This is a genomic window from Pseudomonas sp. No.117 (genome assembly GCF_054558395.1).
Genome location: NZ_BAAJNP010000002.1, coordinates 596595 through 622794, shown reverse-complemented (window position 1 = coordinate 622794; position 26200 = coordinate 596595). Strand labels below are relative to the sequence as shown.

The following is a 26200-nucleotide window of genomic DNA, read 5'->3' as shown; positions in this document are numbered from 1 at the left end:
GGAGAGTTGGCTCGTGGCGGGCCCCCCGACATCTGCCACAGCGCTCTTACCCCCTCTCCCTCCGGGAGAGGGCTGGGGTGAGGGCCACCAGCCAGAGAGCCACCAGCATGTTCAAACTCTGCTTCTACGTCCCCGACTCCCACCTGGAAACCGTCAAGCAGGCGATCTTCGCCGCCGGCGGCGGCCGCATCGGCCGCTATGACAGCTGCTGCTGGCAGGTCCAGGGCCTCGGCCAGTTCCGCCCGCTAGCAGGCAGCCAGCCTCACCTGGGCGAGCAGGGCAGTCTCGAACAGGTCGTTGAGTGGCGGGTGGAGCTGGTGCTGGCCGACGAACAGATTGCCCGCCAGGCCGTGGCGGCGCTAAAGAGGGCGCATCCCTACGAGACGCCCGCCTATGACGTCGTGCAGGTGCTGCATTTCTAGGTTCTGTACGAAAAGTCGCCGAGCGAAGGTCAGGCGAGGCCTAGGCGGCCCCGCGAAAAAAGCTGAGGAAGCGGATCGGGCCCGCGCTCGGGTTTACGAGCGGTAAATGAGCATTCCGACCGGGCTGGCGACCCAGGCCTTTTTCAACGAAGCATCACCGAGCGTAGGCATTTTCGTACAGAATCTAGCGCTCAGGGATAGCCGAGCACCGTCTTGAGCCGCGGCAGCTCCCGCTCGACCCAGCGCGGGTCCACCGCACCCCAGTCACGGATCTCGTAGCCACCGGCATTGTTGCGGGCACCTTCGCCCTGCACGAACTGGCAGTCGATATCCAGATCGGCCAGCGCCAGTAGGGTGTCCTGGGCGGTACGCCGCGGCATGCCGGTAGCCGCCATCAGGGCCGGCACGCTGGTGGCGGTACCGCTGGCCACCAGCCAGGCCACATAGAGACGGCGGTAGAAGCTGGTCTTGGTCTTGCTGACGTCCATGGAAACTCCGGTTTTCAGGGGATGCGACGGTGCAGTACCCGGTGGCGACTGGCGAAGAACAGACGCAGGAACAGCCGTACCACGGGCGCGCCGAACAGTGGCTCGACGGTTAGGCGATCGATGATCCAGGTGCCGCTGGCGTCCCGCGCCTCGAGGCGACGCTCGTGGCGCCACAGGCGCATGCCGGTCATGGGCGACTCTTCGATGAAGCCGACATGGGGCACGAGCTCACTCAGGGTCAGGCGCGACGTGCCCAGGGGCAGGACACCGAACAGCCAGAGGCGACTGGTGAACAGCGGCACGCCAGGCTGGAAGGCGAGATCCGCCAGCGTGCGCACGCCAGCGGGCACGCTCATGCGCAGCCAGGGATGCATCTCCTCGCGCAGCAGCGCCACCTCGGTGATCCACTGCCAGGCTTGAGTGGGGCTCACGGCCAGACGGGATTCGAAACGCAACTCGATGGGCATGTCTTTCATGTCCTTATGAAAGAACAAGGCCCGCCAGAGGGCGGGCCTGCATGGCTTACAGGGTGGCGATCTTCTCGCGCTGCTCCACCAGCTTGGCCAGGGCCTGTTCGGCCTCGGCCAGCTTGGCGCGCTCCTTCTCCAGCACCTCGGCCGGGGCCTTGGCGACGAAGCCTTCGTTGGCCAGCTTGCCGCCGACCCGCTTGACCTCACCGTCCAGGCGGGCGATCTCCTTGTCCAGGCGTGCCAGTTCGGCGTCCTTGTCGATCAGCCCGGCCATGGGCACCAGCACTTCCATCTCGCCGACCAGGGTGGTGGCGGACATCGGTGCTTCTTCGCCGGCGGCCAGCACGCGGACCGATTCCAGCTTGGCCAGCTTGTTCAGCAGCGGCTCGAAGTCGGCCAGGCGGCGCTGGTCCTCGGCACTGGCGTTGGCGACGATGATGTCGATGCGCTTGGCCATGGAGATCTTCATCTCGCCGCGGATCTGCCGCACGCCCAGCATCAGCGCCTTGACCCACTCGATGTCGCCTTCGGCGGCGACGTCGATACGCGCCTCGTTGGCCACCGGCCAGGGCTGCAGCATCAGAGTCTCGCCCTGGACGCCGGCGGGCGCTTTGAGGCGCTGCCAGATTTCCTCGGTGATGAAGGGCATGAAGGGGTGCGCCAGGCGCAGCACCACTTCCAGCACCCGCGCCAGGGTACGGCGGGTGCCGCGCTGACGCTCCACGGAGGCGTTCTCGTCCCACAGCACCGGCTTGACCAGCTCCAGGTACCAGGCGCAGTACTCGTCCCAGACGAATTCGTAGAGCGCCTGGGTGGCCAGGTCGAAGCGGAAGGCGTCGAGCTGACGGGTCACCTCGGCCTCGGTGCGCTGCAGCTGGGAGATGATCCAGCGATCCACCGAGGACAGCTCGACGGGCTCGTCGTTGACGCCGGTGTCCTGGCCCTCGACGTTCTCCATGACGAAGTTCGCCGCATTCCACAGCTTGTTGCAGAAGTTGCGATAGCCCTCGACGCGACCCATGTCGAACTTGATGTCGCGGCCGGTGGTGGCCAGGGAGCAGAAGGTGAATCTCAGGGCGTCGGTGCCGTAGCTGGCGATGCCGTCCGGGAATTCGGCGCGGGTCTGCTTGGCGATCTTCTCCGCCAGCTTGGGCTGCATCAGGCCACTGGTACGCTTTTGCAGCAGGGTATCCAGGTCGATGCCGTCGACGATGTCCAGCGGATCGAGCACGTTGCCCTTGGACTTGGACATCTTCTGGCCCTGGCCATCCCGCACCAGGCCGTGGACATAGACGGTCTTGAAGGGGATCTGCCCGGTCAGGTGGGTGGACAGCATGATCATCCGGGCGACCCAGAAGAAGATGATGTCGAAGCCGGTGACCAGCACGTCGGTGGGGTGGAAGGTCTTCAGCGCCTCGGTCTGCTCGGGCCAGCCGAGGGTGGAGAAGGTCCACAGACCGGAGCTGAACCAGGTGTCCAGCACATCGTCGTCCTGGCGCAGGACGATGTCACCCAGGTCGTGCTTGGCACGCACCTCGGCCTCGTCGCGACCGACGTAGACGTTGCCGGCCTGGTCGTACCAGGCGGGAATGCGATGGCCCCACCAGAGCTGGCGGCTGATGCACCAGTCCTGGATGTCGCGCATCCAGCTGAAGTACATGTTCTCGTACTGCTTGGGCACGAACTGCACCTCGCCGCTCTCGACCACGGCGATGGCCTTGTCGGCCAGGGGCTTGGTGGAGACGTACCACTGGTCGGTCAGCCAGGGCTCGATCACGGTGCCGGAACGGTCGCCCTTGGGCACCTTGAGGGCGTGATCCTCGATCTTCTCCAGGCGCCCGGCCGCGTCCAGGTCGGCGACGATGCGCTTGCGCGCCTCGAAGCGGTCCAGGCCGGCATAGGCGGCGGGGAGGGTGGCGTCGAACATGCCGTTGACGCTGCCGTCCAGGTTGAACACCTGGGCGCCGGGCAGAATGGCCGCGTCGGCGTCGAAGACGTTGATCAGCGGCAGGTTGTGTCGCTTGCCGACTTCATAGTCGTTGAAGTCGTGGGCCGGGGTGATCTTGACGCAGCCGGTGCCGAATTCGGGGTCGCAGTAGTCGTCGCCGACGATGGGAATGCGGCGGCCCACCAGGGGCAGCTCGACGTACTGGCCGATCAGGTCCTTGTAACGCGGGTCTTCCGGGTGCACGGCCACGGAGGCGTCGCCCAGCAGGGTCTCGGGACGGGTGGTGGCGACCACCAGGTGATCCGCGCCCTCGGCGGTGCGGGCACCGTCCGCCAGGGGGTAGCGCAGGTGCCAGAGGTGGCCCTTCTCGTCATGGCTCTCTACTTCCAGATCGGAAATGGCGGTGTGCAGCTTGGTGTCCCAGTTGACCAGGCGCTTGCCGCGGTAGATCAGGCCGTCCTCGTGCAGGCGCACGAAGGCTTCCTTGACCGCCTCGGAGAGGCCGTCGTCCATGGTGAAGCGCTCGCGCGACCAGTCCACCGAGGAGCCCAGGCGGCGGATCTGCCGGCTGATGTTGCCACCGGATTCGTTCTTCCATTCCCAGACCTTCTCCAGGAACTTCTCCCGGCCCAGGTCGTGGCGCGACAGGCCCTCGGCGCCGATGCGGCGCTCCACCAGCATCTGGGTGGCGATGCCGGCGTGGTCGGTGCCCGGCTGCCAGAGGGTGTTGCGGCCCTGCATGCGGCGGAAGCGGATCAGGGCGTCCATGATGGCGTTGTTGAAGCCATGGCCCATGTGCAGGCTGCCGGTCACGTTCGGCGGCGGGATCATGATGGTGTAGGGCTCGCCCGACCCCTGGGGCGCGAAGTAGCCCTGGCGTTCCCAGGTCTGGTACCAGGAGGTTTCGATGGCGTGCGGCTGGTAGGTCTTGTCCATGGAGGGGGCTTTTGTCGCTGGAAGAGGAAAGCCTCCGAGTATAGCGACTCCAGCCCGCCGACGGCAGGGCGCCTTGGCGCCCCGGGTCAGGGATGCTGCAGCAGCTCTTCCAGACGTTGCGCCAGCCGGCGCTGCAGCTCGGCTTCCAGCTGGGGCAGCTGCTCGTCGAGCAGCTCCTGGAGGATGGCCGGCGCTTCCTGGCGCAGGCGGACGTGGACCAGGTCTTCGTGGGGCGCGCTGGGCGTCACGTCCTCGATGGCGTCCGGCACGATCTGGTCGAGCAGCGGCGGGATGGCCTTGAGGCGTTCGGCGCTGGGGGCGATGACGTCGGAGAGGATGGGAATGCCATCGGCGCTGCTCGGCTGGACAGCGTTACGGCTCTTGTCGAGCACCTGGCGGATGGCTTCGAGGTCTTGCAGGACGTGGGCGGGAGGCTTGGCGCTGGTCATGGGTATCACACGCGTGACAACTGATGATCCTGTAGAGCATAGCCAAGCTTGCGGTAGAAACGAAAACTCTCGCGCATCGCCTGGCGTACCTCCGGGGCCTCGACGACCACTTCGGCGACCCGGGCGAAACCCGCATGGCAGGGCGGCGGGGCGAGGCTGAGATTGATCAGCAGCTCGCCGCGCTGGTCGGCGGGCGTGGTCAATCCCAGCACGACCGGGCTGTCGGTGGCGGTTTCCGCCAGGTCGTGGGGGATGAAGCTGTCGGGGCGGAAGGCCCACAGCTGCTCGTCCAGGCGTTGGCGCTGCTCGGCGTCGGCGCAGTGCACATAGACCGGCATGCCCTGCTTCCAGGCCTTGTCCACCAGCCGACAGGCGAACGCCAGCCGCGCCGCGGGATCGGTGGAGGGCAGGACATAGAAATCGACACGGGTCATGGCGGATCACGAAGAGGGGAGGGAAGCGGCAAGGCCGCGACGTGAGGGCGTCGCGGCCTTGGGTAGAGGCTTAGGCCTCGGTACTGCGGTCGAGCAGGTACTGCACCAGCAGCGGCACCGGACGACCAGTGGCGGCCTTGTCCTTGCCACCGCTGATCCAGGCGGTACCGGCCACGTCCAGGTGGACCCAGGGGTAGGCCTTGGCATAGCGCGACAGGAAGCAGCCGGCGGTGATGGTGCCCGCCTTGGGGCCGCCGATGTTGGCCATGTCGGCGAAGGGGCTGTCCAGTTGCTCCTGGTACTCGTCGTGCAGCGGCAGTTGCCAGACGCGGTCGTCGGCCCGGTCGCCGGCCTGCTTGACCTGGTCGATCAGGGCGTCGTCGTTGCCCATCAGGCCGGAGACCAGCGAACCCAGGGCGGTGATGCAGGCACCGGTGAGGGTGGCGATGTCGATCACCGCCTTGGGCTGGAAGCGCTCGGCGTAGGTGAGGGTGTCGCACAGCACCAGGCGGCCTTCGGCGTCGGTGTTGAGGATCTCGATGGTCTGGCCACTCATGCTGGTGACGATGTCACCCGGACGGGTGGCGGTGCCACTCGGCATGTTCTCGGCTAGGGCCAGCAGGCCGACCACGTTGATCGCCGGCTTGAGCTCTACCAGGGCGCGGAAGGTGCCCAGGACGCTGGCGGCGCCGCACATGTCGTACTTCATCTCGTCCATGCCGGCGGAGGGCTTGATGCTGATGCCGCCGGTGTCGAAGGTGATGCCCTTGCCCACCAGGGTATAGGGCTGGGCGTTCTTGGCGCCGCCCTTGTACTGCAGCACCACCAGGCGCGGCGGCTGGGCGCTGCCCTGGGCCACGGCAAGGAAGGAGCCCATGCCCAGTTCACGCATTTTCTTTTCGTCGAGCACCTCGACGGACAGACCGGCTTCCTTGAACTGCTTGCCCAGGGCCTTGGCCTGGTCGGCCACGTAGATCGGATTGCAGATGTTCGGCGGCAGGTTGCCGAAGTCCTTGGCGTAGGCGGTGCCATGGGTGATCGCCAGGGCATGGGCCAGGGCGCGCTCGGCGTCCGGTTGGGAGGCCTTGGTGGTGACCAGGGTCAGCTTCTTCAGCGGGCGCGGATCGGCCTTCTTGCTCTTGAAGCGGTCGAACACGTAGTCGCCATCGGCCAGGGTCTCGGCCAGCAGGCGCAGGCGGGCATAGCCGTCACGGTTCTTGATTGGTACATCGCCGAGGGCGATGGCGGCGTCGCTGCCGCCCAGGCTCTTGAGCACGCCCAGGGCGCCACTGGCCAGCTTGCGGTACTGGCGATCGGAGAGGCCTTCGGCGGCACCGCTACCCACCAGCAGCACGCGCTCGGCCTTGATGCCGGGCAGGTTGGTCAGCAGCAGGGTCTGCCCGGCCTTGCCGGCGATGTCGCCGCGCTTGACCGCCGCGCTCAGGGCGCCGGCGGTGGCGACGTCGACGGCGCCGGCCGCCGCGTCGAGCGCGCCGCCTTCACCGACGGCCACGACCAGGGTGGCGGTTTTCAGGGTTTCCGGACGAGCGTTTTTGACGACGAATTCCATTAGGAGAAGCTCCCCAAGACAAACACATGAGTTCGCAGGATATAATGCGGGGCTTTCGCCAGGGCCTTTCCCGGCGATCGGCCTTCAACGGGTGGGCCTTGCGACGCAAGCCATGCAGCCGAGCTAGTGTGAGCGTTCGCGCCAGAGCCTGACAACCCTGGAGAATCCTGTTTGATCGTCTTCCGCTATCTGTCTCGAGAAGTTCTCACCACCCTCGGCGCGGTCAGTGCCGTGCTGCTGGTGATCATCATGAGCGGCCGCTTCATCAAGTACCTGGCCCAGGCGGCCCAGGGCCTGCTGGATCCGGGCGTGCTGCTGCTGATCATGGCCTACCGGATTCCCGGCTTCCTGCAGCTGATCCTGCCGCTGGGCCTCTTCCTCGGTTTCCTGCTGGCCTACGGGCGCCTCTACCTGGACAGCGAGATGACCGTGCTCACCGCTACCGGCCTGAGCCCGCGCCGCCTGCTGGCCTACAGCATGGCGCCGGCGGCGGTGGTCGCCGTGGTGGTGGCCTGGCTGAGCCTGTCGCTGGCGCCCCTGGGCGTGCAGAAGGTCACCGCCATCCTCAACCAGCAGGACGCCATGACCGAATTCGACACCCTCGAACCCGGCCGCTTCCAGTCGCTGCGGGACAACTCGCGGGTCACCTACACCGAGCGCCTCTCGGCGGATCGCAGCCAGCTGGGCGGCGTCTTCATTTCCGAGCGCAACACCTCCACCGTGGGCGGCAAGGATCGCGGCGTGGGCGTGCTGGTGGCCGATACCGGGCGCCAGGAAATCCATCCCGATGGCAGTCGCTACCTGATCCTGCAGAACGGCTTCCGCTACGACGGCGTACCTGGGCAGGCCGACTACCGGGCCGTGCAGTACGACACCTACGGCGTCCTGCTGCCCAAGCCCGAGGTCAGCGAGGACATCAGCGAGCGTGATGCCGTGACCACCGGCGAGCTGATGCGCAGCAACGACCTGCAGTACCGCGGGGAGCTGCAGTGGCGGCTGTCGCTGCCAATCCTGGTCTTCATCGTCACCCTCATCGCCGTGCCCCTGGCCAAGGTCAATCCGCGCCAGGGCCGCTTCCTCAAGCTGCTGCCGGCGATCCTGCTGTACATGGCCTACCTGTCGCTGCTGATCGCCGCCCGGGGTGCCCTGGACAAGGGTCGCCTGCCGCCGGCCATCGGCCTCTGGGGCGTGCACCTGCTGTTCCTGGTGCTCGGCCTGCTGCTGGCCTTCTGGGAGCCGCTCAAGGCGCGTCTGCGCGGTCGCAAGCCGGAGGTGGCGGCATGAACAAGCTCGACTGGTATATAGGTCGCACCGTTTTCGTCAGCATCCTCGCGGTGCTGGGGGTGATCGTCGGCCTGGCCCTGCTGTTCGCCTTCATCGACCAGCTCGGCGATTTCGACGACAACTATGGCGTCGCCGAAGCGCTCAAGTTCGTCCTGCTCACCACCCCGCGCCGCGCCTACGAGATGCTGCCCATGGCCGCGCTCATCGGCTGCCTGATCGGCCTGGGCACCCTGGCCAGCAGCAGCGAACTGATCGTGATGCGTGCGGCCGGCGTCTCCCTCGGGCGCATCGTCTGGGCGGTGATGAAGCCGATGTTCGTGCTGCTCATCGCCGGCATCCTGGTCGGCGAATACGTCGCGCCCTGGTCGGAGAACCTGGCCCAGAGCGGGCGCGCCCTGGCGCAGAGCGCCGGCAAGGCGCAGAGCTCCCGCCATGGCCTCTGGCACCGCCAGGGGCATGAGTACACCCACGTCAACGCCGTGCAACCCAACGGCCTGCTGCTGGGCGTGACGCGCTACGAATTCGATGACCAGCGGCACCTGCTGCAATCCAGCTTCGCCCAGCGCGGCATCTATCGTGGCGACCACTGGGAGCTGGAGAACGTCAGCATCACCGACTTCGGCGATCGGCAGACCAGTGTCCGCCAGGAGCCCAAGGTGATCTGGAACGTCGAACTCACCCCGCAGGTGCTCGACACCGTGATCATGGAGCCGGATGCGCTTTCCATCTCCGGGCTGTGGTGGTACATCCACTACCTGGCCGACCAGGGGCTGAGCAACAAGAGCTACTGGCTGGCCTTCTGGTCGAAGATCTTCCAGCCGCTGGTGACCGCTGCCCTGGTGCTGATGGCGATCTCCTTCATCTTCGGGCCGCTGCGTTCGGTGACCCTGGGCCAGCGCATCTTCACCGGCGTGATCATCGGCTTCGCCCTGCGGATCTTCCAGGACCTGCTTGGCCCCTCCAGCCTGGTGTTCGGCTTCTCGCCGCTGCTGGCGGTGCTGGCACCGGCACTGCTCTGCGCCGTGGCAGGGGTGCTATTGCTGCGACGGGCCGGTTAGGGCCCGTCGGCGCCCACCGCTGGATGCTGTCCGGGAAGTCGCCGCACACCGGCGCTTCTCGTTCAGCCGCTAGGCGGCGCCCTTGCTCGCCGCCAGCGGCAGCTGCAACCAGTCGGCGTGCGCCTCGCAGAAGCTGAGGATCCGCTGCACCCGGCGGATCTGATCGCGATGACGGCATTCGCCCACCACCGTCCGCACCAGCAGGTCGACGTTCTGCATGTGGATCAGCCGTAGATCCGGACTCATGTCGGGACACTCCTCCATCTCGCCGATGCGCGTCTCGCATCGGGAGAGCAGGCGGTCGATGAAGTCGGGGGAAAAGCGAGCTGCGGTCTGGGCCGTTTCCAGGTCCTTGACCGCCACCTGGGAGAGGGGAGAGAGCGTTTCCATGCGCAAGGTCTCGCGTCCGTATCGGAGTCTTACTATTGCACGCTTTGCCCCAGGGATTCAGCTGCCGACTGTCAGCTGGCTGTGCGGTCGTGACCCAGGCCTCAAGGCCGACGCCCTGGCGCTCTGGTAGCCGTTTCCAGTAGTGCCGCGCGCGCCTCAAGGTAAGACTGCTTGCGCTGCAGGTCGGCGGGATGCTCGATGCTGAGGCTGCCGAGATAATCCCGCCAGGCCACGAGGTAAAGCTGCTGGGCATTGCGCAGATCAGCGTCTTGCCCGGCCGGTAGCTGCCCCGTGGCGCTGGCTGCCGTGGTCAGGGCCTGCGCCTGGCAGGCGTCCAGTTGCTGGTGGAACGCTGGCAGCCGCCCCTGTTCGCCGGCCAGCCGCGCGTTGTTGCCGTTGAGCACCAGCAGTTCGCAGCCATAGAGGGCGCTGTGCAACCGCGCCTGCAGCGTCCAGCTGGGCGAGCGGCCCCACTCGCCACCTTGATCGGCCAGGTCGACCGGTCGCTGCACGGCGCAGCCACCCAGGGTCAGCAGCAGTGCAATTAGCAGGCGAGGGCATAGGCGCATCTTTTGGTCTCGGCAAATCTCGGGCAGGCGCCAGCCTACTGGTAACGCTGCCATTCCCGATATTTATCCATCAGGTAGTTGCCGACCGGCTGACGCTTCTTGCAGTCCTCGCCGCTCAGCGGACTGGGCTCGCAGAGCGGGCCGGCATCGCTGTAATGGTTGCAGCCGGTCAGCAGCAGGGCGAGGCCCAGAAGTAGCGATTTCAACAGGCATTCCTCCTCGGGAGTGGAACGGGCGTGGCGATCAGGAGCCGGTACGAAAAAGAGGCCGGCGCGTTCCCGGGTACAACGACTGTATCGCAGAGCGATTTTGCCAGGCGAAGGGTGATGTCCAGGAGCCGGCAAGGACAACAGCGGATGGGCGACACGCTATTTCCGTGAGTATCGGAGAAATCCGTCCGATCTGTAGCTCTTTGTCGGCTTACGACCTGGGTAGCATGGCCTTCTCATGTCTGGTCGAGGCCAACCATGCAACTCAACGACATTCCATTCGGGACCACCGATTGGTCGAAGATCGAACCTGGGGTCCATCCTGGAGAAACCGGGTCAGCCCTTTGGCGTACCTGCCGGTTTGGCGCAGTACGCGTGCGCATGATCGAGTACAACGCGGGTTACCTCGCCGATCACTGGTGTAGCAAAGGCCATATTCTGCTTTGCGTGGACGGCCGACTGGACACCGAGCTGGCCGATGGTCGCCTCTTCACGCTGACTGCCGGCATGAGCTATCAGGTGGCCGACAATGCAGAGGCGCACCGATCCTCGACCGCTACGGGCGCAAAATTTTTCGTCGTGGATTGAGGCTCGTATCGGGGCTTCTAAGGGGCGTTAGGCACGTCTTTGAAAGACGTTTTTCAAGGGAGTCCTTAACGCTTAAGGGATACAGGAAGTGTGATGCTTGATGTCCTTGGGAAGACGCTAACTTCCGATCCTGCCAGGGCTACCACTGTTTGTCTCTTAGCCCCTCCATGCACTCCTTCACATCATCATCGATCACGCTACCTGGCTTGATGCACGCCTGCATGGAGCGACGAGGCCTGCGGTTATCGATAAGCTCCTGGCGCTCTACCTGGGCGAGCGCCCGTTTAGCGCCGTCTGCCAGCGGACCTTTGCCTGCGGCCCAAGTCTGGAGGATGGATTTCTGAGTGTGGCTCGTCGCCGCTTCAACAGCCGGGCGAATAGCATTGGCGGTCTGGGCGAGCGTGGTGTCTTCGGCCAAGACCGGAGCGCTCAAAAAGAGGGTGACCGAACTGGTCAGGAGGTGTCGCATACAGGCTTCCTTGCTCTGTGATCATCAGGGTATCGGCATTCGGCCGGCTGGCTTTAGTTGATCCGGAGTCGTTGATCTGGATTGCAGTCCCAGGCATTGGCCTCCTTGCGTTGCTGCTTATTGAGCCGGGCAAGACATTCTGACTTCCAGCGCTGGTCGTCTGCCTTCCTCGCTCGACAAGCTTTAAAGCCAGCGGTCCACCCGTTGAAATACTCGGCCTGTAAATGTGTTCGGGCAATGCCGTCCCGATCACTAATTTGGCCCGGGCCTTCACCAGCAGTACAACCTGCCCTGTAGCCTTCTCCATATGGGCCTTGCTGCCAGGCAGGGATAGCAAAGGTGCAAGCTGATAATGGCAAGCCCAAAAGTATGGTTAGCACAAGCTTGGCAGACTCTAAGGCGACATTAGATCTATCTGCAGATCGCCTCATAGGGCACTCCATGGCGGTCACCGTCCTATGGGGATAGGCACTACTGCAGTTGGAGTTTCGCCTCGGCACAGCTGCTTATCTGCTCGCATGAATTCAAAGTGTCGCAGCTGCAGGAGCCGGTAAAGCAGATATCGTCCTATCCAGCGAATTCACCGACTGAAGTCTAATGTTTCAGCGGCATTCGCAATAGATCGCAGGCGGAGAGGGGGCGCTAGACACAAAAAACCGCCCCTTGAGGCGGCTTTTTGGCTTCCGTGAAGCAGAGAAGATGCACGGAAAGTAATGCTTGGTGCCCCGGGGGAGACTCGAACTCCCACTCCTTTCGGAAACGGATTTTGAATCCGCCGCGTCTACCGGTTCCGCCACCGGGGCAATGGCGGCGGAGTATAGGGATGGTCGCAGGCCCGGTCAATCCAAAGTGCGTTGGTGAAAAAGGCCGCTTCCGGTAAGCTGTGCGGCCTTTCGAGATCTACCTGCCATGCACGTCGCCGACTTCCATTTCGACCTTCCCGAATCCCTCATCGCCCGTCATCCGCTGGCCGAGCGCCGCGGCAGTCGATTGCTGGTGCTCGACGGCCCCAGCGGTGAGTTGAGCCATCGCCACTTCGCCGATCTCCTGGGCTATCTGCAGCCGGGCGACCTGATGGTGTTCAACGACACCCGGGTGATCCCGGCGCGGCTGTTCGGCCAGAAGGCCAGCGGCGGCAAGCTGGAGATCCTGGTCGAGCGAGTGCTGGACGAGGAGCGGGTGCTGGCCCACGTGCGCTCCAGCAAGTCGCCCAAGCCGGGTAGTCGCCTCCTTATCGACGGTGGCGCCGAGGCCGAGATGGTGGCGCGGCATGATGCCCTGTTCGAGCTGAGATTCGCCGAACCCGTGCTGCCGCTGCTGGAGCGGGTTGGCCACATGCCGCTGCCGCCCTACATCGACCGGCCCGACGAGGCCGAGGATCGCGAGCGCTACCAGACCGTCTATGCGCGCAACGCCGGTGCCGTGGCGGCGCCCACCGCCGGGCTGCACTTCGATGAGCCGCTGCTCCAGGCCATCCGCGCCAAGGGCGTGGCGACCGCCTTCGTCACCCTGCACGTCGGCGCCGGCACCTTCCAGCCGGTGCGGGTGGAAAAGATCGAAGACCACCACATGCACCGCGAGTGGCTGCAGGTCGACCAGGCCGTGGTGGATGCCGTGGCCGCCTGCCGGGCGCGTGGCGGCCGGGTGATCGCGGTCGGCACCACCAGCGTGCGCTCGCTGGAGAGCGCGGCCCGTGACGGCGAGCTCAAGGCCTTCGCCGGGGAGACGGACATCTTTCTCTATCCCGGCCGGCCCTTCCACGTGGTCGATGCGCTGGTGACCAATTTCCATTTGCCCGAATCGACCCTGCTGATGCTGGTGTCGGCCTTCGCCGGCTACCGCGAGACCATGGCCGCCTACGCGACGGCCGTGGCCGAGGGCTATCGCTTCTTCAGTTATGGCGACGCCATGTTCATCACCCGCAATCCCGGGGCCCAGGGTCCGGAGAGCTGATATGAGTTTCATGAGTTTCGAGTTGCTGGCCACCGAGGGCAAGGCCCGTCGCGGTCGCCTGACCTTTCCCCGCGGCGTGGTCGAGACCCCGGCCTTCATGCCGGTCGGCACCTACGGCACGGTCAAGGGCATGCTGCCCGACAGCGTCGCCGACATCGGTGCGCAGATCATCCTCGGCAACACCTTCCACCTCTGGCTGCGGCCGGGGACCGAGGTGATCCAGCGCCATGGCGACCTGCACGACTTCATGCAGTGGCAGGGACCGATCCTCACCGACTCCGGCGGCTTCCAGGTGTTCAGCCTGGGCGCGCTGCGCAAGATCAAGGAGGAGGGGGTCTACTTCGCCTCGCCGGTGGACGGCGCCAAGGTGTTCATGGGGCCAGAGGAATCCATGGCGGTGCAACGCGCCCTGGGCTCGGACATCGTGATGATCTTCGACGAATGCACCCCCTATCCGGCCGATTTCGACACCGCGCGCCGCTCCATGGAGCTGTCGCTGCGCTGGGCCAAGCGCTCCCGCGAAGCCCATGGCGATAACCCCTCGGCGCTGTTCGGCATCGTCCAGGGCGGCATGCACGAGGAATTGCGCCTGAGGTCCCTGGAGGGCCTGGAAGGCATCGGCTTCGACGGTTACGCCATCGGCGGCCTGTCGGTGGGCGAGCCCAAGGAAGAGATGATCCGGGTGCTGGACTTCCTGCCGCCGCACCTGCCGGCCGACAAGCCGCGCTATCTGATGGGCGTCGGCAAGCCGGAAGACCTGGTGGAAGGGGTGCGCCGCGGCGTCGACATGTTCGACTGCGTGATGCCCACCCGCAACGCGCGCAACGGCCACCTGTTCATCGACACCGGGGTGCTCAAGCTGCGCAACGCCGTGCACCGTCACGACGAGACGCCGCTGGATCCGACCTGCGACTGTTACACCTGCAAACATTTCTCCCGCGCCTATCTGCACCATCTGGATAAATGCGGAGAAATGCTGGGGAGTATGCTGAATACGATCCACAACCTGCGGTATTACCAGCGTGTGATGGCCGGTTTGCGCCAGGCTATCCAAGAGGGTAAATTGGCCGACTTTGTGGACGCCTTCTATGCTCGGCGCGGCCTGCCTACGCCGCCGCTCGACCGCTGAAAGCCCCTGTCCGATCGTCCTGGCGAAACGGCGCTCGCGCGTCGTTCGTGAGGTGCGCGACCGGGGCCTGAGGCGGTCGAGCCGGCGCCAAGCGACCCCCGGCATCTCCGCTTTTTCCGTCATCCAACTCTGCAAGGAGTAGTGCAATGAGTTTTCTGATTTCCACGGCCCAGGCCCAGGAAGCTGCCGCGCCGGCCGCCAACGCCGCACCGGGGGGTGAATACATTCAGTTCATCTTCCTGATCGGCTTCGTGGTGATCTTCTATTTCCTGATCTGGCGTCCCCAGGCCAAGCGCACCAAGGATCACAAGAACCTGCTCGGCGGCCTGCAGAAGGGTGACGAAGTGGTGACCACCGGTGGCATCGCCGGGCGCATCAACAAGGTCACCGATGATTTCGTGGTGCTGGAAGTGTCCGACAACGTCGAACTGAAATTCCAGAAGGGCGCCATTGCCGCGACCCTGCCGAAGGGCACCCTGAAGGCACTCTGAGCCTTCCTCAATCTAGCTAACACCGGGGCGCGCAAGGCGCCCCGCCTTTATCTCGGGCGGTGTCATGCTCAATAAATATCCCCTGTGGAAGTACCTGCTGATCCTGGCCGTACTGGTCGTGGGCGCCATCTATTCGGTTCCTAATCTGTACCCCGACGATCCGGCCCTGCAAATCAGCGCTTCCAGCACCGAACGCGCGGTGACCCCTGCCGATGTGCAGCGGGTGAACGCGGCCCTGGCTCAGGCGCAGCTCGCCGTGAAGTCCAGCGACGTCAACGAAAGCGGCAGCCGGGTGCTGATCCGGCTGATGCGTGCCGACGACCAGCTGCCGGCCCAGGAAGTGGTCCGTCGCACCCTGGGCGACGACTTCGTCGTGGCGCTGAACCTGGCGCCCACCACCCCGCAGTGGTTGCGCAAGCTGGGCGCCAGCCCGATGAAGCTCGGCCTGGACCTCTCCGGCGGTGTGCACTTTCTGCTGGCGGTGGACATGGACAAGGCCGTGGAGGCGCGGCTGAAGGTCTATGACAACGAGGTCAAGACCCTGCTGCGTCGCGAGAAGGTGCGCTATCGCAGCATGCCCGACCAGAACGGCGCCCTGCAGCTCGGCTTCACCGATGCCGCCGACCTGCAGCAGGCCCAGAGCCTGATCCGCAAGAACTACGCCGACTTCGACCTGACCACCGACACCCGCGGTGACCTGCAGGTGCTGCGCCTGCAACTGACCGAAGCCAAGCTGCGCGAGATCCGCAACTACGCCGTCACCCAGAACCTGACCACGGTGCGCAACCGGGTCAACGAGCTCGGCGTGGCCGAGCCGCTGGTGCAGCGCCAGGGCGCCGACCGTATCGTGGTCGAGCTGCCGGGCGTGCAGGATACCGCCGAAGCCAAGCGGATCCTCGGCAAGACCGCCAACCTGGAATTCCGCCTGGCTGCCACCGCGGACACGCCGCGCGCCTCCACCGAGAGCTTCGAATTCCGCGAGCCGGGTCGTCCGGCGGTACCGCTGGAGCGTAACGTCATCATCACCGGTGACCAGGTCACCGATGCCTCGGCGAGCTTCGACGAGAACGGCCGCGCCCAGGTCAACATCCGCCTGGATGGCCATGGCGGCGATCTGATCAACCGCGCCACCCGCAGCAACGTCGGCCGCAGCATGGCCGTGGTGTTCATCGAGCAGCGTCCGGTCACCCGCTACACCACCCAGACCGTCGACGGCGTGCAGAAGGAAGTGGCGGTGCCCGGCTTCGAGGAAGAGCGGCGCATCATCAGCCTGGCGACCATCCAGTCGGCGCTGGGCAACAGCTTCCGCATCACCGGCCTGAACGGTTCGGGCGAGGCCTCGGAACTGGCGCTGCTGCTACGTGCCGGTGGCCTGGCCGCACCCATGTACTTCGCCGAGGAACGTACCCTCGGCCCGAGCCTGGGTGCCGACAACATCGAGAAGGGTATCGACGCCTCGCTGTGGGGCATGGTCTTCGTCTCGCTGTTCCTGATCGCCATCTACCGCTTCTTCGGCTTGCTGGCCACCATCGCCCTGGGCTTCAACATGGTGCTGCTGATGGCCCTGATGTCCATCCTGCATGCCACCCTGACGCTGCCGGGTATCGCCGGTATCGTGCTGACCATGGGCCAGGCGGTGGACGCCAACGTGCTGATCTTCTCGCGGATCCGCGAAGAGATCGCCAACGGCATGCCAATCCAGCGCGCCATCCACGAAGGCTTCAGTCGCGCCTTCACGGCGATTCTGGACTCCAACCTGACGACCCTGCTGGTGGGCGCCATCCTGTTCGCCATGGGCACCGGGCCGGTCAAGGGCTTCGCCGTGACCATGTCGCTGGGTATCTTCACCTCCCTGTTCACCGCCATCTTCGTGACCCGCGCCATGGTCAACCTGATTTATGGCGGCCGGAACGTCAAGAAGCTGTGGATTTGAGGACGCGGCGATGAAAAAGACCATCAACTTCATGGGCGTACGCAACATCGCGTTCGCCATCACCGCCCTCCTGACCGTCCTGGCGCTGTTCAGCTGGTTCTACAAGGGGCTTAACTTCGGCCTGGATTTCACCGGCGGTACCCTGATCGAGCTGCGCTACGAACAGCCGGCCGACCTCGGCAAGATCCGCCAGGAACTCCAGGGCGCCGGCTTCGAGGAGGCGGTGGTGCAGAGCTTCGGCGCCACCACCGACGTGCTGGTGCGGATGCCCGGCGACGATCCCCAGCTGGGCCAGAAGGTGACCGGCGCGCTGCAAAAGGCCAGCACCGAGCGCTTCTCCCTGACCCGCACCGAGTTCGTCGGTCCGCAGGTGGGGGAGGAGCTGCGTGACCAGGGCGGCCTGGGCATGCTGCTGGCCCTGGGTAGCGTCCTGGTCTACGTGGCCTTCCGCTTCCAGTGGAAGTTCGCCGTGGGCGCCATTATCTCGCTGGTGCACGACGTGGTCGTGACCCTCGGCCTGCTGTCGTTCTTCCAGATCACCTTCGACCTGACGGTGCTGGCGGCGGTACTGGCCATCATCGGCTATTCGCTCAACGACACCATCGTGGTGTTCGACCGGGTGCGGGAGAACTTCCGGGTGCTGCGCAAGGCCAGCCTGATCGAGAACATCAACGTCTCGACCACCCAGACCCTGCTGCGGACCCTGGCGACCTCGATCTCGACGCTGCTCGCCGTGGCGGCGCTGCTGTTCTTCGGCGGCGACAACCTGTTCGGCTTCTCCCTGGCGCTGTTCATCGGCGTGCTGGCCGGTACCTACTCGTCGATCTACATCGCCAACGTGGTGCTGATCTGGCTGGACCTGAAGAGCGAGGACCTGATCCCGCCGCAGGCCAAGGAACTCGACGACCGCCCCTGATGTCCTAGGCATGGCAATGGGCTTTGTGCCCGCTATGACAGGTAGTCAGGAGGTTGTAGTGAACAAGTCGATGCTCGTCGGAACGGTCCTGGGAGCCATCGTCGCCACCGCCGGTGGCGCCGTGGCGTACAGTTTCGTCGATCGCGGGCCTCAGTATGCCGAGGTCGTGGCCGTCCAGCCGGTCAAGGAAACGGTCAAGAATCCTCGCGAGGTCTGCAAGGAGGTCGCGGTGACCCACCGCCGGCCGGTGCAGGACCAGCACCAGATCGCCGGTACCGCCGTCGGCGCGGTCGTCGGCGGCCTGCTGGGCAACCAGGTAGGCAATGGCAGCGGCAAGACCCTGGCGACCATCGCCGGCGCCGTTGGCGGCGGTTACGCCGGCAACAAGGGTCAGGAATACATGCAGAACCGCGACACCTACACCACCACCCAAACCCGCTGCAGCACGGTCACCGATACCAGCGACAAGGTGGTCGGCTATGACGTCAAGTACCTGCTGGACGGCAAGATCGGCCAGGTCCGCATGGACCACGAGCCGGGCAAGCAACTGGAAGTGAAGAACGGCCAAGTGCTGGCCAGCCAGTGATTGACCTTCCCGGCTGAAGCCCGCGGGCCTCAGCCATGAAAAAACCCGCTACCAGGTGACTGGTAGCGGGTTTTTTCATGGAGCTTTACAGGCGGTCTGGCGGTTGGTCAGGCCAGGCACCTGGGGTACCTGGCCTGGTCCTCACTTAGACGGCGGGGCGGGGGGTTTCAGCTTTGGGCCGAAGCCACCGCCGGGCGGAGATCCACGCCGGCGCCTCGAACAGTCCGTTGATGCCGCGGGCTTCCAGCAGCTTGGCGATGGCGATCGGCACCAGCAGGCCGAAGGCGCAACCGGCGACGATGTGCAGCAGGCCATCGTTGATGTGCAGGCCCTTGCTGAGGATGATGCGGGCGCCGCTGCCGGAGAGCACGTGCATGACGTAGATGGGCATGGACAGCGCGCCCAGGGTCAGCACCCATTGCAGCGGCCGCTGCGCCAGCACCATGCAGGTGCTGCTGACGAAGATGATGCCGTTCAGCGCCAGTACCAGGGTGGCCAGGCCGCGATCGGTGTAGACCAGCCCCAGCAGGCCGTGGAACCAGTATTCGAGGATGACGAACAGCAGCCCCGAGCCGAGCATCACGCGGCTGGCCTGTTCCTCGATGGCCTGCTTGAAGTTGTTGAACCAGACGCCGAAGGCGAAGAAGACGAAGTTCTGCGCGGTGAAGGTGAAGAAGAAGTCTTCCGGGCCGGCGTTCTGGAACAGATAGACCAGGGCGCCGAAGGCGAACACGGCGAAGAAGGCCAGCGGCTTGGCCCAGCGGTAGGCGAGCATGGCCAGGCAGAAGACCAGGAACAGCGCATAGAGGAACCAGAATTGCTGGCGTGGCTCCCAGAACGTCAGCACCTCGGTGAAGCTCACGCCACCGTTGGTGTAGCGCGACATCAGCGCCTCCACCGAACCCTGCAGCAACGACCAGACCAGGAAGGGATAGACGATGGTGTCGATCTTGTTCACCAGCAGGCCGCCGGTGCCACGCTTGACGAAGGAGCTGTAGAAGAACAGGCCGGACAGGAAGAAGAACAGCGGCATGTGGAAGCTGTAGATGACGCTGTCCACCAGGCCATGGAATTCGGCGTCCTGGAGGATGCCGGCGTTGAGCAGGCCGCGGACCACGTGGCCGTAGACCACCAGCACGATGCCAATGGCCTTGGCATAGTCGACCCAGAGATTGCGAGTGTTCATTGAATGATCCTTTTCAAAAGAGAACCTGTGCAGCTGAAGCGGAACGCTGGGGACAAACGTAAGCGAGATCGCTGCGTCGCCAAGGCGCGCATCGCGACAGGTTCGATCATGGTAGGACTCCCGAGGGAACGACGTCCGTAAGTAGCCGGTTACAGGAAGGGGCTCCTTGCCCGCGTTCTGACCATGGCTATCTGCCATTGTTCATGGCTTGTTTCCGGCCATCCGTGAACGGGGCGACACTTTGGCCGCCCTGGAGGCAATTGTCCGACGAACTGTAAGCGAATGTTTAAAGGGACTCTTTAACGAACTGCAGCTGCTTCTCCTTGAGCAGCGGCTCGTAGCGGGGCGAGGTGTAGATCAGCAGGACCTGTTTCTTGCGGGCCGCCTGGGCGCTGAACTTGTACACCACGGTGTCGTGGTCGAAGGCCAGGTAGGCCTGGGCGTCATCGTCCTGGGTCAGTCGCTCGAAGGCCGCGGCCGAAGACTGGGAGGAGGGCTTGCCATACTTTTGCGTGAGTCCTTCGGCGATCAGGAAGGACTGGGCCAGGGGCGTGACGATGGACAGGCGCAGGAAGTGACCGTCGATGAAAAAGGCGCCGGCCTCGACTTTCTCGCCGGCGAAGGCCAGGTCGGTGCATTCGAAATATTCGACGCCGACCACGTCGATCTTGCGCGGCTGGAAGGTGCAGAGCTTTTTCGCCAGGAAGGCTTTCTGGTCAGTACCGAAGGCGATGCCGGCATAGCCGTCGACCGCCTTGGCGAGGGCCGGGGCGAGCGCCAGCAGCGCCACCAGGGGCGCAAGGAGGGGCGACAGGTAGGACCTGACGGTCATGGTGATCTGGATTCCCTTCACAAAGGCCCGGGGGCCCACTCAACCCGACGGATGCTAGAAGCTCCGCCGGGGCTTTGCCACCGCTGTCGGCGGCTTTTGTCGAGAGGTTCAGGATTGGCGTCAGGCGACCCCGGGCGGAATCTGGTCCTTGCCGTAATCCTTGAGCTTTTCCAGGTTCTCCGGCTTCTGGTGCGCGGGCACGTCGTCCTGGTCGTCGGGGGTGTCCAGGGGTTCCTGGTCGTGGGGGGCGTCGGTCATGGCAGCGCTCTCGGCAGGGGGTTTCCGACTTGGAGGGGAGCGCCGGCCCGCCGGTTCCACGGCATCAGCCAGTGCTTCCCGCGCTGAGCCAGCCTTCACGTCGGGCCAGGCGCCAGGCCAGCCCGGCGGAAATCAGCCCGCGCAGCGCCATGAAGGTCAGAAAGGCCAGCCACAGGCCATGGTTGCCGAAGCCGCGCAGCAGCCAGCCGAGCGGCAAGGCCAGCAGGAGTGCCAGGAGCATCGAGTTGCGCATCTCCCGGGCCCGGGTGGCGCCAATGAAGAGGCCGTCCAGTAGGTAGCTGATCATGGCGATCAGCGGCAGCAGGGCGAGGTAGGGCAGGTAGGCATGGGCCTCCTGGCGGACGGCGGCGATGTCGCTCTGCAGGGCGACGAAGAGATCGCCACCGAGGGCGAAGGCCACGGCGAAGCCGAGGCTGGCCAGCAGCGACCAGCCTCCGGCGATCACCAGTACCCGCCGCAGGGTCGCCCCCTCACGGGCGCCCAGGGCATGGCCGGCCAGGGCCTCCACCGCATGGGCGAGGCCATCCAGGGCGAAGGCGGTGACCAGCAGGCCGTTGAGCAGCAGGGCGTTGACCGCCACCGTGGTCTCGCCCAACTGGGCGCCCTGGGCGGCGAACAGCAGGAACACCGCCTGCAGGGCCAGGGAGCGGATGAAGATGTCGCGATTGACCGCCAGTAGCGGTCGCCAGCTGGCGAGTCGGCGCAGGGCCGGGCGGTCGATCCGGCCCGGCCACCGCCGCAGACGGCGGATCACCAGCCAGAGGCCGAGCAGCATGCCGCTCCATTCCGCCAGCACCGAGGCCAGGGCGATGCCCTTCACCCCGGCGCCGAGACCGAGCACGAACGCCGTGACCAGCAAGAGATTCACGGCATTGGTGGCGAGCAGCAGCACCAGCGGCGTGCGCGCATCCTGAGTGCCGAGCAGCCAGCCGATCACGGCGTAGCTGAGCAGGGCGGCGGGCAGGCCGAGCAGGCGCAGGTGCAGGAAGTGGCTGGCCAGTTCGGCGAAGCCGGGATCGAGGCCGAGCCAGGCGAGCAGGGGATCCAGCAGCAGGCTGGCGAGCAGCAGCAACAGCAGGGACAGCCCGGCGCCGAGCAGGCCGGCCTGCAGCAGGATCTGGCGCAGGCCGGCACCGTCGCGGCGTCCGCTGGCCTGGGCGGCGAAGCCGGTGGTACCCATGCGCAGGAAGGCGAGGATGCCAAGCAGCGCGGTATAGAAGGCACCGCCCATGGCCACCGCGGCGAGTTGGCGGGCTTCCGGCAGATGGCCGGCGATGGCGCTGTCGACCAGGGTCACCAGCGGCACGCTGAGGTTGGAGAGGATCATGGGGGCGGCCAGCGCCCAGACGCGGCGATGCAGGTCAGGGTGGTGCCAGTCGGCGAGCAGGGTCGGCATGGGGCAATCGCAGCGGTGGCGGAGGCGTCATTGTAGGGCAGCCCGTGCCGGCAATCCCGTTCCTGCTGCAGAGCGGCGCGCAGGAGGGTGACGCGGGGTCGCTCTGCCCCCGACTGGCAATCTTTTGTTGGACAAGATCGCCCCGGCTTTCCGACACTCAGGTCCTAGTCCCTGAGGAACCTGTCATGCCCGCTCGCCTGCTGCTCAATTGCGATTCCGGAGAAAGCTTCGGTGCCTGGACGATGGGCGACGATGCCCATGCCATTCCCCTGGTCGACCAGGCCAACCTGGCCTGCGGCTTTCACGCCGCCGATCCCCTGACCATGCAGCGCAGCGTCGCGCTGGCGGTCGCCAACGGGGTGCAGATCGGTGCCCATCCGGCCTATCCCGACCTGGTGGGCTTCGGTCGCCGGCAACTGGCCTGTACCCCGGCCGAGGTGGAAGCCATGATCCTCTACCAGATCGGCGCCCTGGACGCCTTCTGCCGGGCGGCGGGGGTGCAGGTCGAGTACGTGAAGCCCCATGGCGCGCTCTACAACGCCCTGGTCCAGGACGATGCCCTGCTGACCGCGGCGCTCTCCGCCTGCGCTCGTTATCGCCCGGGGCTGCCGCTGATGGTGCTGGCCAAGACCGACAATGGCCGCGAGCGCCGACTGGCGGAGGTCGCCGGGGTCCCCCTGCTGCTGGAGGCGTTCGCCGACCGGGCCTACCTGGCCGACGGCTCCCTGGCGCCGCGCGGCCAGGCGGGTGCCGTCCATCACGACCCCGAGCGCATCCTCGGCCAGGCCCTTGCCATCGCCCGCGGTGAGGAGTTCCCCGGTTTCGCCGGCCAGCCCATGCGCCTGCGGGCCGACAGCCTCTGCGTGCACGGTGACAACGCCGAATCCCTGGCGGTGCTGCGGCGCCTGCGCGCGGCGCTGGACGCCCTATGATCGCCCTCAAGCCGTTCGGTGTCGCGGCCTTGCTGATCGAGCTGGCGGAGCACCCGGATGCCCAGCTGCCCCAGCGGATCGCCGGTCTGGGCGCACGGATTCGCCAGGCCTTCGGCGTGGCGGTGACCGACCTGGTGGCAGGCTGGACCAGCCTGCTGGTGCACTACGATCCGCTGCAACTGACCCTGGCCGAGTTGCAGGCCGGCCTGGCGCCCCTGCTGGCCGACTGGCCGGGCGCGTCCGGTGGCCGACTGGAAGGCCGGCTGCACGAGGTGCCTACGCTCTATGCTGGTCCCGACCTGGCCGAGGTCGCCCAGCGCTGTGGGCTGAGCGAGGACGACGTCATCGCCCGGCACAGCGGGCGCGATTATCAGGTGGGCGCCATCGGCTTCATGCCCGGCTTCGCCTTTCTCGGCGAGCTGGACGAACGCCTCGCGCTGCCCCGGCGCAGCACGCCGCGCACCAGCGTTCCCGCGGGCAGCCTGGCCATCGCCGAACGCCAGACCGCCGTCTATCCCCAGGCCTCACCCGGTGGCTGGAATCTGATCGGTCGTTGCCTGTGGCGGGTCTTCGACGCCCGGGCCGAGCCGCCGTGCCTGTTGGCACCGGGCGACCGGGTGCGCTTCGTGCCGGTGGACGAGGCGGTCTTTCGCGCCCTGGGAGGTCAGCCATGAGTGGTCTGCAGGTGATCAAGCCCGGTCCCCTGAGCCTGCTGCAGGATCTGGGTCGCCAGGGCTGGCAGCACCTGGGCGTGGCCCCTGCCGGACCCATGGACGGCCATGCCGCGCGCTGGGCCAATCGCCTGGTGGGCAACCCCATGGCGGCGCCATTGCTGGAGATCGCCCTCGGCGGCGCCGAATTCGCGGTGGAGACCGACACCTGGCTGGCCCTGACCGGCGCCCCGCTGGAGGCACGGCTGGACGGTGAACCGTTGCCGTCCTGGTCGTGCTTCCCGGTGAAGGCCGGGGCGCGCCTGCAACTGGGCTTCGCCCAGGCCGGCCAACGCGCCTACCTGGCGGCAGCCGGCGGTGGCTTCCAGGTGCCGCCGACCCTGGGCAGCGTCGCCAGCAACCGTCGTGAGGGCCTGGGCGGTGCGGACGGTAGCGGCGCCGCACTGGTGGCGGGGCAGCGGCTGGACTGCGCCGCGGTGGGCGAACTGCATGCGCGCGGGTGCGGCCCGGCGGCGCGGTTCGTGCCGGACTATCGCGCGGTGCCGACCCTGCGGGTGATCTACGGCGGCGATGCCGAGGCCTTCGGCGCCGAGCAGCGGCAGCGACTCTGCGCGCAGCCCTGGCGGATCAGCCCGCAATCCGATCGCATGGGCATCCGTCTGGCCGGTGGTACGCCCCTGGTACCGCCCCGCCGCCAATGGTCGCTGGGCGTGGTGACCGGGGCCATCCAGGTGCCGCCCGATGGCCAGCCCATCGTGCTCATGGCCGATCGCCAGACCATGGGCGGCTATCCGCTGCTGGGCTTCATCCATCCGCTGGACCTGGCGCGCCTGGCCCAGTGCCCGGCCCATCACGAGGTGCGCTTCGCGCCGGTGGAGCTGGCGGTCGCCCAGGCCGAGTGGCGACGTTTCCTGGCCTTCTTCGGTGGGTGAGGGTGCAACCGGTCACGGCCGAGGAATCTTGTCCGCTTCGATGAGTCGCACGCTCAGGGACGACGCCGACTTCCCTTTCTCGGCGTCTGGCTTGAAACTTGCCTGACACGTCCCCCTGTGACGACCGACAAGAAGGAGCTGGAACCGGCGATGAAAACTCCCAAACGCATCGAGCCGCTGATCGAGGACGGCTTGGTCGATGAGGTGATACGGCCCCTGATGAGTGGCAAGGAGGCAGCGGTCTACGTGGTGCGCTGCGGTAGTCAGGTACGCTGTGCCAAGGTCTACAAGGAAGCCGACAAACGCAGCTTCCGCCAGGCCGCCGAGTACCAGGAGGGGCGCAAGGTCCGCGGTAGCCGGGAAAACCGCGCCATGGCCAAGGGCTCCAAGTTCGGTCGCCGTGAGCGCGAGGACAACTGGCAGAACGCCGAGGTGACGGCGCTCTATCGCCTGGCCGATGCCGGGGTGCGGGTGCCCAAGCCCCACGACTTCCTCGATGGCGTGCTGCTGATGGACCTGGTCACCGACGGCAACGGCGAGGCGGCACCGCGCCTGAACGACGTGACCCTCACCGCCGAAGAGGCGCTGCGCTACCATGAGCTGATGATCGGCCAGATCGTGCGCATGCTCTGCGCCGGCCTGGTCCATGGCGACCTGTCCGAATTCAACGTGCTGCTGGCCGAGGACGGCCCGGTGATCATCGACCTGCCCCAGGCGGTGGACGCCGCCGGCAACAACCACGCCTTTCGCCTGCTGGCCCGGGACGTGGAGAACATGGCGCTGTACTTCGGCCGGTTCGCCCCGGAACTACGCACGACGCGTTATGCGCCGGAAATGTGGGCCCTGTTCGAGAAGGGCGAGTTGTTCGCCAATACCCGCCTGACCGGCGAGTTCGTCGAGCGGGAGGGACAGGCCGACGTCAAGGCGGTGATGCGCGAGATCGAGGCGGCCCGGCGGGACGAGGAGCGCCGCCAGGCGGCGCGGCGCGAGCAGGACGAGCCGAGTGGGCGTGAAGAGCCGCCGCCGCCCTGGCTAAGCTGATCGTGAAGCAGAACGATTAGCGCTGCGATGAGACGAACGGCCCCAGTGGTCGGCCGATGAACGGCGCTGGTCGGGCAGGGGCGCGTTAAACTGGGCGCTAAATAGCCAAGGACTCTCTCCATGCAAGGCCATCCGGACGTCATCAACTACCTCAACCAGCTGCTGCGCGGCGAACTGGCGGCGCGCGATCAGTACTTCATCCACTCGCGGATGTACGAGGATTGGGGCCTGATGCGCCTGTACGAGCGGATCGGCCACGAGATGGAGGAGGAGACCCAGCACGCCGATGCCCTGCTGCGGCGCATTCTCTTCCTGGAAGGCACGCCGGACATGCGGCCGAACGCCATCACCGTCGGCCAGACCGTGCCGGAGATGCTGCGGGCCGACCTGGCGCTGGAGTACGAGGTGCGCGAGGCCCTGGCCCAGGGCGTGGCCCTGTGCAACCAGCACAAGGACTTCGTCACCCGCGAGATTCTGGTGGTCCAGCTCGAAGACACCGAGGAAGACCATGCCTACTGGCTGGAGCAGCAGCTCGGGCTGATCGACAAGATCGGCCTGCAGAACTACCTGCAGTCGCAGATGAAGGGCGGCTCCACGCCCCACGGCACCGGGCTGTAAGACGCTCGCCCGGTGCGCATG

The 26200-nt window shown here is 66.1% G+C and carries 29 protein-coding genes and 1 tRNA gene; 15 read left to right on the top strand and 15 right to left on the bottom strand.

Translation table 11 applies throughout. The features are described 5' to 3' along the window. Positions 1-107 precede the first annotated feature (107 nt). Complete coding sequence (locus tag ACYJP6_RS06310; protein ID WP_459474191.1) at positions 108-422, top strand: NGG1p interacting factor NIF3; 315 nt, start codon at positions 108-110, stop codon at positions 420-422. A gap of 191 nt (positions 423-613) precedes the next feature. On the opposite strand, the gene ACYJP6_RS06305 is transcribed toward ACYJP6_RS06310, so the two are convergent. From ACYJP6_RS06305 to ACYJP6_RS06280, 6 genes are all read right to left on the bottom strand, one after another. Continuing rightward, on the bottom strand, positions 614-910 hold the full coding sequence (locus tag ACYJP6_RS06305; RefSeq protein WP_459474190.1) for a winged helix-turn-helix domain-containing protein: 297 nt from the start codon (positions 908-910) through the stop codon (positions 614-616). A 14-nt stretch (positions 911-924) separates the two neighbouring features. Beyond that, positions 925-1386 carry a hypothetical protein gene (locus ACYJP6_RS06300; RefSeq protein WP_459474189.1) on the bottom strand — a complete coding sequence of 154 codons (462 nt, stop codon included), beginning with the start codon at positions 1384-1386 and terminating at the stop codon, positions 925-927. Positions 1387-1432: 46 nt separating this feature from the next. Further along, entirely contained in the window at positions 1433-4264 is a 2832-nt protein-coding gene (locus ACYJP6_RS06295) for a valine--tRNA ligase (RefSeq protein WP_459474188.1), read from the bottom strand. Between the two features lie 86 nt (positions 4265-4350). Continuing rightward, complete coding sequence (locus ACYJP6_RS06290) at positions 4351-4713, bottom strand: hypothetical protein (protein WP_459474187.1); 363 nt, start codon at positions 4711-4713, stop codon at positions 4351-4353. A 5-nt stretch (positions 4714-4718) separates the two neighbouring features. Then, on the bottom strand, positions 4719-5147 hold the full coding sequence (locus ACYJP6_RS06285; protein ID WP_459474186.1) for a DNA polymerase III subunit chi: 429 nt from the start codon (positions 5145-5147) through the stop codon (positions 4719-4721). A gap of 70 nt (positions 5148-5217) precedes the next feature. Further along, positions 5218-6717, bottom strand: a complete 1500-nt coding sequence (locus ACYJP6_RS06280; RefSeq protein WP_459474185.1) for a leucyl aminopeptidase — start codon at positions 6715-6717, stop codon at positions 5218-5220. A gap of 171 nt (positions 6718-6888) precedes the next feature. Here ACYJP6_RS06280 and lptF point away from each other — a divergent pair, with 171 nt between their 5' ends. Both lptF and lptG read left to right on the top strand, forming a co-directional pair. Continuing rightward, positions 6889-8001 carry an LPS export ABC transporter permease LptF gene (lptF, locus tag ACYJP6_RS06275; RefSeq protein ID WP_459474184.1) on the top strand — a complete coding sequence of 371 codons (1113 nt, stop codon included), beginning with the start codon at positions 6889-6891 and terminating at the stop codon, positions 7999-8001. After that, positions 7998-9059 (top strand): LPS export ABC transporter permease LptG, encoded by a 1062-nt coding sequence (gene lptG, locus ACYJP6_RS06270; protein WP_459474183.1) that lies wholly within the window; start codon positions 7998-8000, stop codon positions 9057-9059. Before lptF ends, lptG begins: the two co-directional genes overlap by 4 nt. A gap of 69 nt (positions 9060-9128) precedes the next feature. On the opposite strand, the gene ACYJP6_RS06265 is transcribed toward lptG, so the two are convergent. The 3 genes from ACYJP6_RS06265 to ACYJP6_RS06255 form a co-directional block, all read right to left on the bottom strand. Further along, entirely contained in the window at positions 9129-9449 is a 321-nt protein-coding gene (locus tag ACYJP6_RS06265) for a hypothetical protein (protein ID WP_459474182.1), read from the bottom strand. 101 nt (positions 9450-9550) lie between these two features. Then, positions 9551-10018: a hypothetical protein gene (locus tag ACYJP6_RS06260; protein ID WP_459474181.1), complete on the bottom strand. Its 468-nt coding sequence runs from the start codon at positions 10016-10018 to the stop codon at positions 9551-9553. 35 nt (positions 10019-10053) lie between these two features. Further along, the gene (locus tag ACYJP6_RS06255; RefSeq protein ID WP_459474180.1) at positions 10054-10224 is read right to left on the bottom strand and encodes a hypothetical protein; all 171 of its coding nucleotides are present in this window, start codon (positions 10222-10224) and stop codon (positions 10054-10056) included. Between the two features lie 261 nt (positions 10225-10485). Here ACYJP6_RS06255 and ACYJP6_RS06250 point away from each other — a divergent pair, with 261 nt between their 5' ends. Continuing rightward, positions 10486-10815 carry a DHCW motif cupin fold protein gene (locus ACYJP6_RS06250; protein ID WP_459474179.1) on the top strand — a complete coding sequence of 110 codons (330 nt, stop codon included), beginning with the start codon at positions 10486-10488 and terminating at the stop codon, positions 10813-10815. A gap of 139 nt (positions 10816-10954) precedes the next feature. Here ACYJP6_RS06250 and ACYJP6_RS06245 read toward each other — a convergent pair whose 3' ends face one another. Together ACYJP6_RS06245 and ACYJP6_RS06240 are read right to left on the bottom strand one after the other, a co-directional pair. Continuing rightward, positions 10955-11284: a hypothetical protein gene (locus ACYJP6_RS06245; RefSeq protein ID WP_459474178.1), complete on the bottom strand. Its 330-nt coding sequence runs from the start codon at positions 11282-11284 to the stop codon at positions 10955-10957. Positions 11285-12002: 718 nt separating this feature from the next. Continuing rightward, a tRNA-Leu gene (locus ACYJP6_RS06240) sits at positions 12003-12087 on the bottom strand. Between the two features lie 106 nt (positions 12088-12193). On the opposite strand from ACYJP6_RS06240, the gene queA reads away from it, so the two are divergent. From queA to ACYJP6_RS06210, 6 genes are all read left to right on the top strand, one after another. Further along, complete coding sequence (gene queA / locus ACYJP6_RS06235) at positions 12194-13237, top strand: tRNA preQ1(34) S-adenosylmethionine ribosyltransferase-isomerase QueA (RefSeq protein ID WP_459474177.1); 1044 nt, start codon at positions 12194-12196, stop codon at positions 13235-13237. A gap of 10 nt (positions 13238-13247) precedes the next feature. Next, positions 13248-14366 (top strand): tRNA guanosine(34) transglycosylase Tgt, encoded by a 1119-nt coding sequence (gene tgt / locus ACYJP6_RS06230; protein ID WP_459474292.1) that lies wholly within the window; start codon positions 13248-13250, stop codon positions 14364-14366. A 146-nt stretch (positions 14367-14512) separates the two neighbouring features. Continuing rightward, positions 14513-14857, top strand: a complete 345-nt coding sequence (gene yajC, locus ACYJP6_RS06225; protein WP_058762149.1) for a preprotein translocase subunit YajC — start codon at positions 14513-14515, stop codon at positions 14855-14857. A 64-nt stretch (positions 14858-14921) separates the two neighbouring features. Further along, positions 14922-16790, top strand: coding sequence for a protein translocase subunit SecD (gene secD, locus ACYJP6_RS06220; RefSeq protein ID WP_459474176.1), 1869 nt, complete (start codon positions 14922-14924; stop codon positions 16788-16790). A gap of 10 nt (positions 16791-16800) precedes the next feature. Continuing rightward, positions 16801-17706 (top strand): protein translocase subunit SecF, encoded by a 906-nt coding sequence (gene secF / locus ACYJP6_RS06215; protein ID WP_459474175.1) that lies wholly within the window; start codon positions 16801-16803, stop codon positions 17704-17706. A gap of 58 nt (positions 17707-17764) precedes the next feature. After that, positions 17765-18292, top strand: a complete 528-nt coding sequence (locus ACYJP6_RS06210; RefSeq protein WP_459474174.1) for a glycine zipper 2TM domain-containing protein — start codon at positions 17765-17767, stop codon at positions 18290-18292. 145 nt (positions 18293-18437) lie between these two features. Here ACYJP6_RS06210 and ACYJP6_RS06205 read toward each other — a convergent pair whose 3' ends face one another. The 4 genes from ACYJP6_RS06205 to ACYJP6_RS06190 form a co-directional block, all read right to left on the bottom strand. Further along, positions 18438-19478 (bottom strand): acyltransferase family protein, encoded by a 1041-nt coding sequence (locus ACYJP6_RS06205; RefSeq protein ID WP_459474173.1) that lies wholly within the window; start codon positions 19476-19478, stop codon positions 18438-18440. 286 nt (positions 19479-19764) lie between these two features. After that, positions 19765-20310 (bottom strand): hypothetical protein, encoded by a 546-nt coding sequence (locus ACYJP6_RS06200; RefSeq protein ID WP_459474172.1) that lies wholly within the window; start codon positions 20308-20310, stop codon positions 19765-19767. Positions 20311-20430: 120 nt separating this feature from the next. Further along, positions 20431-20568 (bottom strand): hypothetical protein, encoded by a 138-nt coding sequence (locus tag ACYJP6_RS06195; protein WP_186309298.1) that lies wholly within the window; start codon positions 20566-20568, stop codon positions 20431-20433. Positions 20569-20632: 64 nt separating this feature from the next. Next, on the bottom strand, positions 20633-21985 hold the full coding sequence (locus tag ACYJP6_RS06190; protein ID WP_459474171.1) for an MATE family efflux transporter: 1353 nt from the start codon (positions 21983-21985) through the stop codon (positions 20633-20635). A 185-nt stretch (positions 21986-22170) separates the two neighbouring features. Here ACYJP6_RS06190 and ACYJP6_RS06185 point away from each other — a divergent pair, with 185 nt between their 5' ends. The 5 genes from ACYJP6_RS06185 to bfr all read left to right on the top strand — a co-directional run bounded on the left by ACYJP6_RS06185 (position 22171) and on the right by bfr (position 26179). Further along, the gene (locus ACYJP6_RS06185; protein ID WP_459474170.1) at positions 22171-22917 is read left to right on the top strand and encodes a 5-oxoprolinase subunit PxpA; all 747 of its coding nucleotides are present in this window, start codon (positions 22171-22173) and stop codon (positions 22915-22917) included. After that, on the top strand, positions 22914-23591 hold the full coding sequence (pxpB, locus tag ACYJP6_RS06180) for a 5-oxoprolinase subunit PxpB (RefSeq protein WP_459474169.1): 678 nt from the start codon (positions 22914-22916) through the stop codon (positions 23589-23591). The genes ACYJP6_RS06185 and pxpB overlap by 4 nt, the downstream gene beginning before the upstream one ends. Continuing rightward, a complete protein-coding gene (locus tag ACYJP6_RS06175; RefSeq protein WP_459474168.1) occupies positions 23588-24520 on the top strand; it encodes a 5-oxoprolinase subunit C family protein in 933 nt (310 codons plus the stop codon). Before pxpB ends, ACYJP6_RS06175 begins: the two co-directional genes overlap by 4 nt. 150 nt (positions 24521-24670) lie before the next feature. After that, positions 24671-25561, top strand: coding sequence for a PA4780 family RIO1-like protein kinase (locus ACYJP6_RS06170; RefSeq protein ID WP_459474167.1), 891 nt, complete (start codon positions 24671-24673; stop codon positions 25559-25561). 120 nt (positions 25562-25681) lie between these two features. After that, positions 25682-26179: a bacterioferritin gene (gene bfr / locus ACYJP6_RS06165; protein ID WP_145010649.1), complete on the top strand. Its 498-nt coding sequence runs from the start codon at positions 25682-25684 to the stop codon at positions 26177-26179. The last annotated feature ends 21 nt before the right edge of the window (positions 26180-26200 follow it).

Excerpts from the sequence above, each read along its gene's own strand:
- ACYJP6_RS06310 (WP_459474191.1), top strand. The coding sequence starts at position 108 with ATGTTCAAACTCTGCTTCTACGTCCCCGACTCCCACCTGGAAACCGTC.
- ACYJP6_RS06305 (WP_459474190.1), bottom strand. The coding sequence starts at position 910 with ATGGACGTCAGCAAGACCAAGACCAGCTTCTACCGCCGTCTCTATGTG.
- ACYJP6_RS06300 (WP_459474189.1), bottom strand. The coding sequence starts at position 1,386 with ATGAAAGACATGCCCATCGAGTTGCGTTTCGAATCCCGTCTGGCCGTG.
- ACYJP6_RS06295 (WP_459474188.1), bottom strand. The coding sequence starts at position 4,264 with ATGGACAAGACCTACCAGCCGCACGCCATCGAAACCTCCTGGTACCAG.
- ACYJP6_RS06290 (WP_459474187.1), bottom strand. The coding sequence starts at position 4,713 with ATGACCAGCGCCAAGCCTCCCGCCCACGTCCTGCAAGACCTCGAAGCC.
- ACYJP6_RS06285 (WP_459474186.1), bottom strand. The coding sequence starts at position 5,147 with ATGACCCGTGTCGATTTCTATGTCCTGCCCTCCACCGATCCCGCGGCG.
- ACYJP6_RS06280 (WP_459474185.1), bottom strand. The coding sequence starts at position 6,717 with ATGGAATTCGTCGTCAAAAACGCTCGTCCGGAAACCCTGAAAACCGCC.
- lptG (WP_459474183.1), top strand. The coding sequence starts at position 7,998 with ATGAACAAGCTCGACTGGTATATAGGTCGCACCGTTTTCGTCAGCATC.
- ACYJP6_RS06265 (WP_459474182.1), bottom strand. The coding sequence starts at position 9,449 with ATGGAAACGCTCTCTCCCCTCTCCCAGGTGGCGGTCAAGGACCTGGAA.
- ACYJP6_RS06260 (WP_459474181.1), bottom strand. The coding sequence starts at position 10,018 with ATGCGCCTATGCCCTCGCCTGCTAATTGCACTGCTGCTGACCCTGGGT.
- ACYJP6_RS06250 (WP_459474179.1), top strand. The coding sequence starts at position 10,486 with ATGCAACTCAACGACATTCCATTCGGGACCACCGATTGGTCGAAGATC.
- ACYJP6_RS06245 (WP_459474178.1), bottom strand. The coding sequence starts at position 11,284 with ATGCGACACCTCCTGACCAGTTCGGTCACCCTCTTTTTGAGCGCTCCG.
- queA (WP_459474177.1), top strand. The coding sequence starts at position 12,194 with ATGCACGTCGCCGACTTCCATTTCGACCTTCCCGAATCCCTCATCGCC.
- tgt (WP_459474292.1), top strand. The coding sequence starts at position 13,248 with ATGAGTTTCGAGTTGCTGGCCACCGAGGGCAAGGCCCGTCGCGGTCGC.
- yajC (WP_058762149.1), top strand. The coding sequence starts at position 14,513 with ATGAGTTTTCTGATTTCCACGGCCCAGGCCCAGGAAGCTGCCGCGCCG.
- secD (WP_459474176.1), top strand. The coding sequence starts at position 14,922 with ATGCTCAATAAATATCCCCTGTGGAAGTACCTGCTGATCCTGGCCGTA.
- secF (WP_459474175.1), top strand. The coding sequence starts at position 16,801 with ATGAAAAAGACCATCAACTTCATGGGCGTACGCAACATCGCGTTCGCC.
- ACYJP6_RS06205 (WP_459474173.1), bottom strand. The coding sequence starts at position 19,478 with ATGAACACTCGCAATCTCTGGGTCGACTATGCCAAGGCCATTGGCATC.
- ACYJP6_RS06200 (WP_459474172.1), bottom strand. The coding sequence starts at position 20,310 with ATGACCGTCAGGTCCTACCTGTCGCCCCTCCTTGCGCCCCTGGTGGCG.
- ACYJP6_RS06195 (WP_186309298.1), bottom strand. The coding sequence starts at position 20,568 with ATGACCGACGCCCCCCACGACCAGGAACCCCTGGACACCCCCGACGAC.
- ACYJP6_RS06190 (WP_459474171.1), bottom strand. The coding sequence starts at position 21,985 with ATGCCGACCCTGCTCGCCGACTGGCACCACCCTGACCTGCATCGCCGC.
- ACYJP6_RS06185 (WP_459474170.1), top strand. The coding sequence starts at position 22,171 with ATGCCCGCTCGCCTGCTGCTCAATTGCGATTCCGGAGAAAGCTTCGGT.
- pxpB (WP_459474169.1), top strand. The coding sequence starts at position 22,914 with ATGATCGCCCTCAAGCCGTTCGGTGTCGCGGCCTTGCTGATCGAGCTG.
- ACYJP6_RS06175 (WP_459474168.1), top strand. The coding sequence starts at position 23,588 with ATGAGTGGTCTGCAGGTGATCAAGCCCGGTCCCCTGAGCCTGCTGCAG.
- ACYJP6_RS06170 (WP_459474167.1), top strand. The coding sequence starts at position 24,671 with ATGAAAACTCCCAAACGCATCGAGCCGCTGATCGAGGACGGCTTGGTC.
- bfr (WP_145010649.1), top strand. The coding sequence starts at position 25,682 with ATGCAAGGCCATCCGGACGTCATCAACTACCTCAACCAGCTGCTGCGC.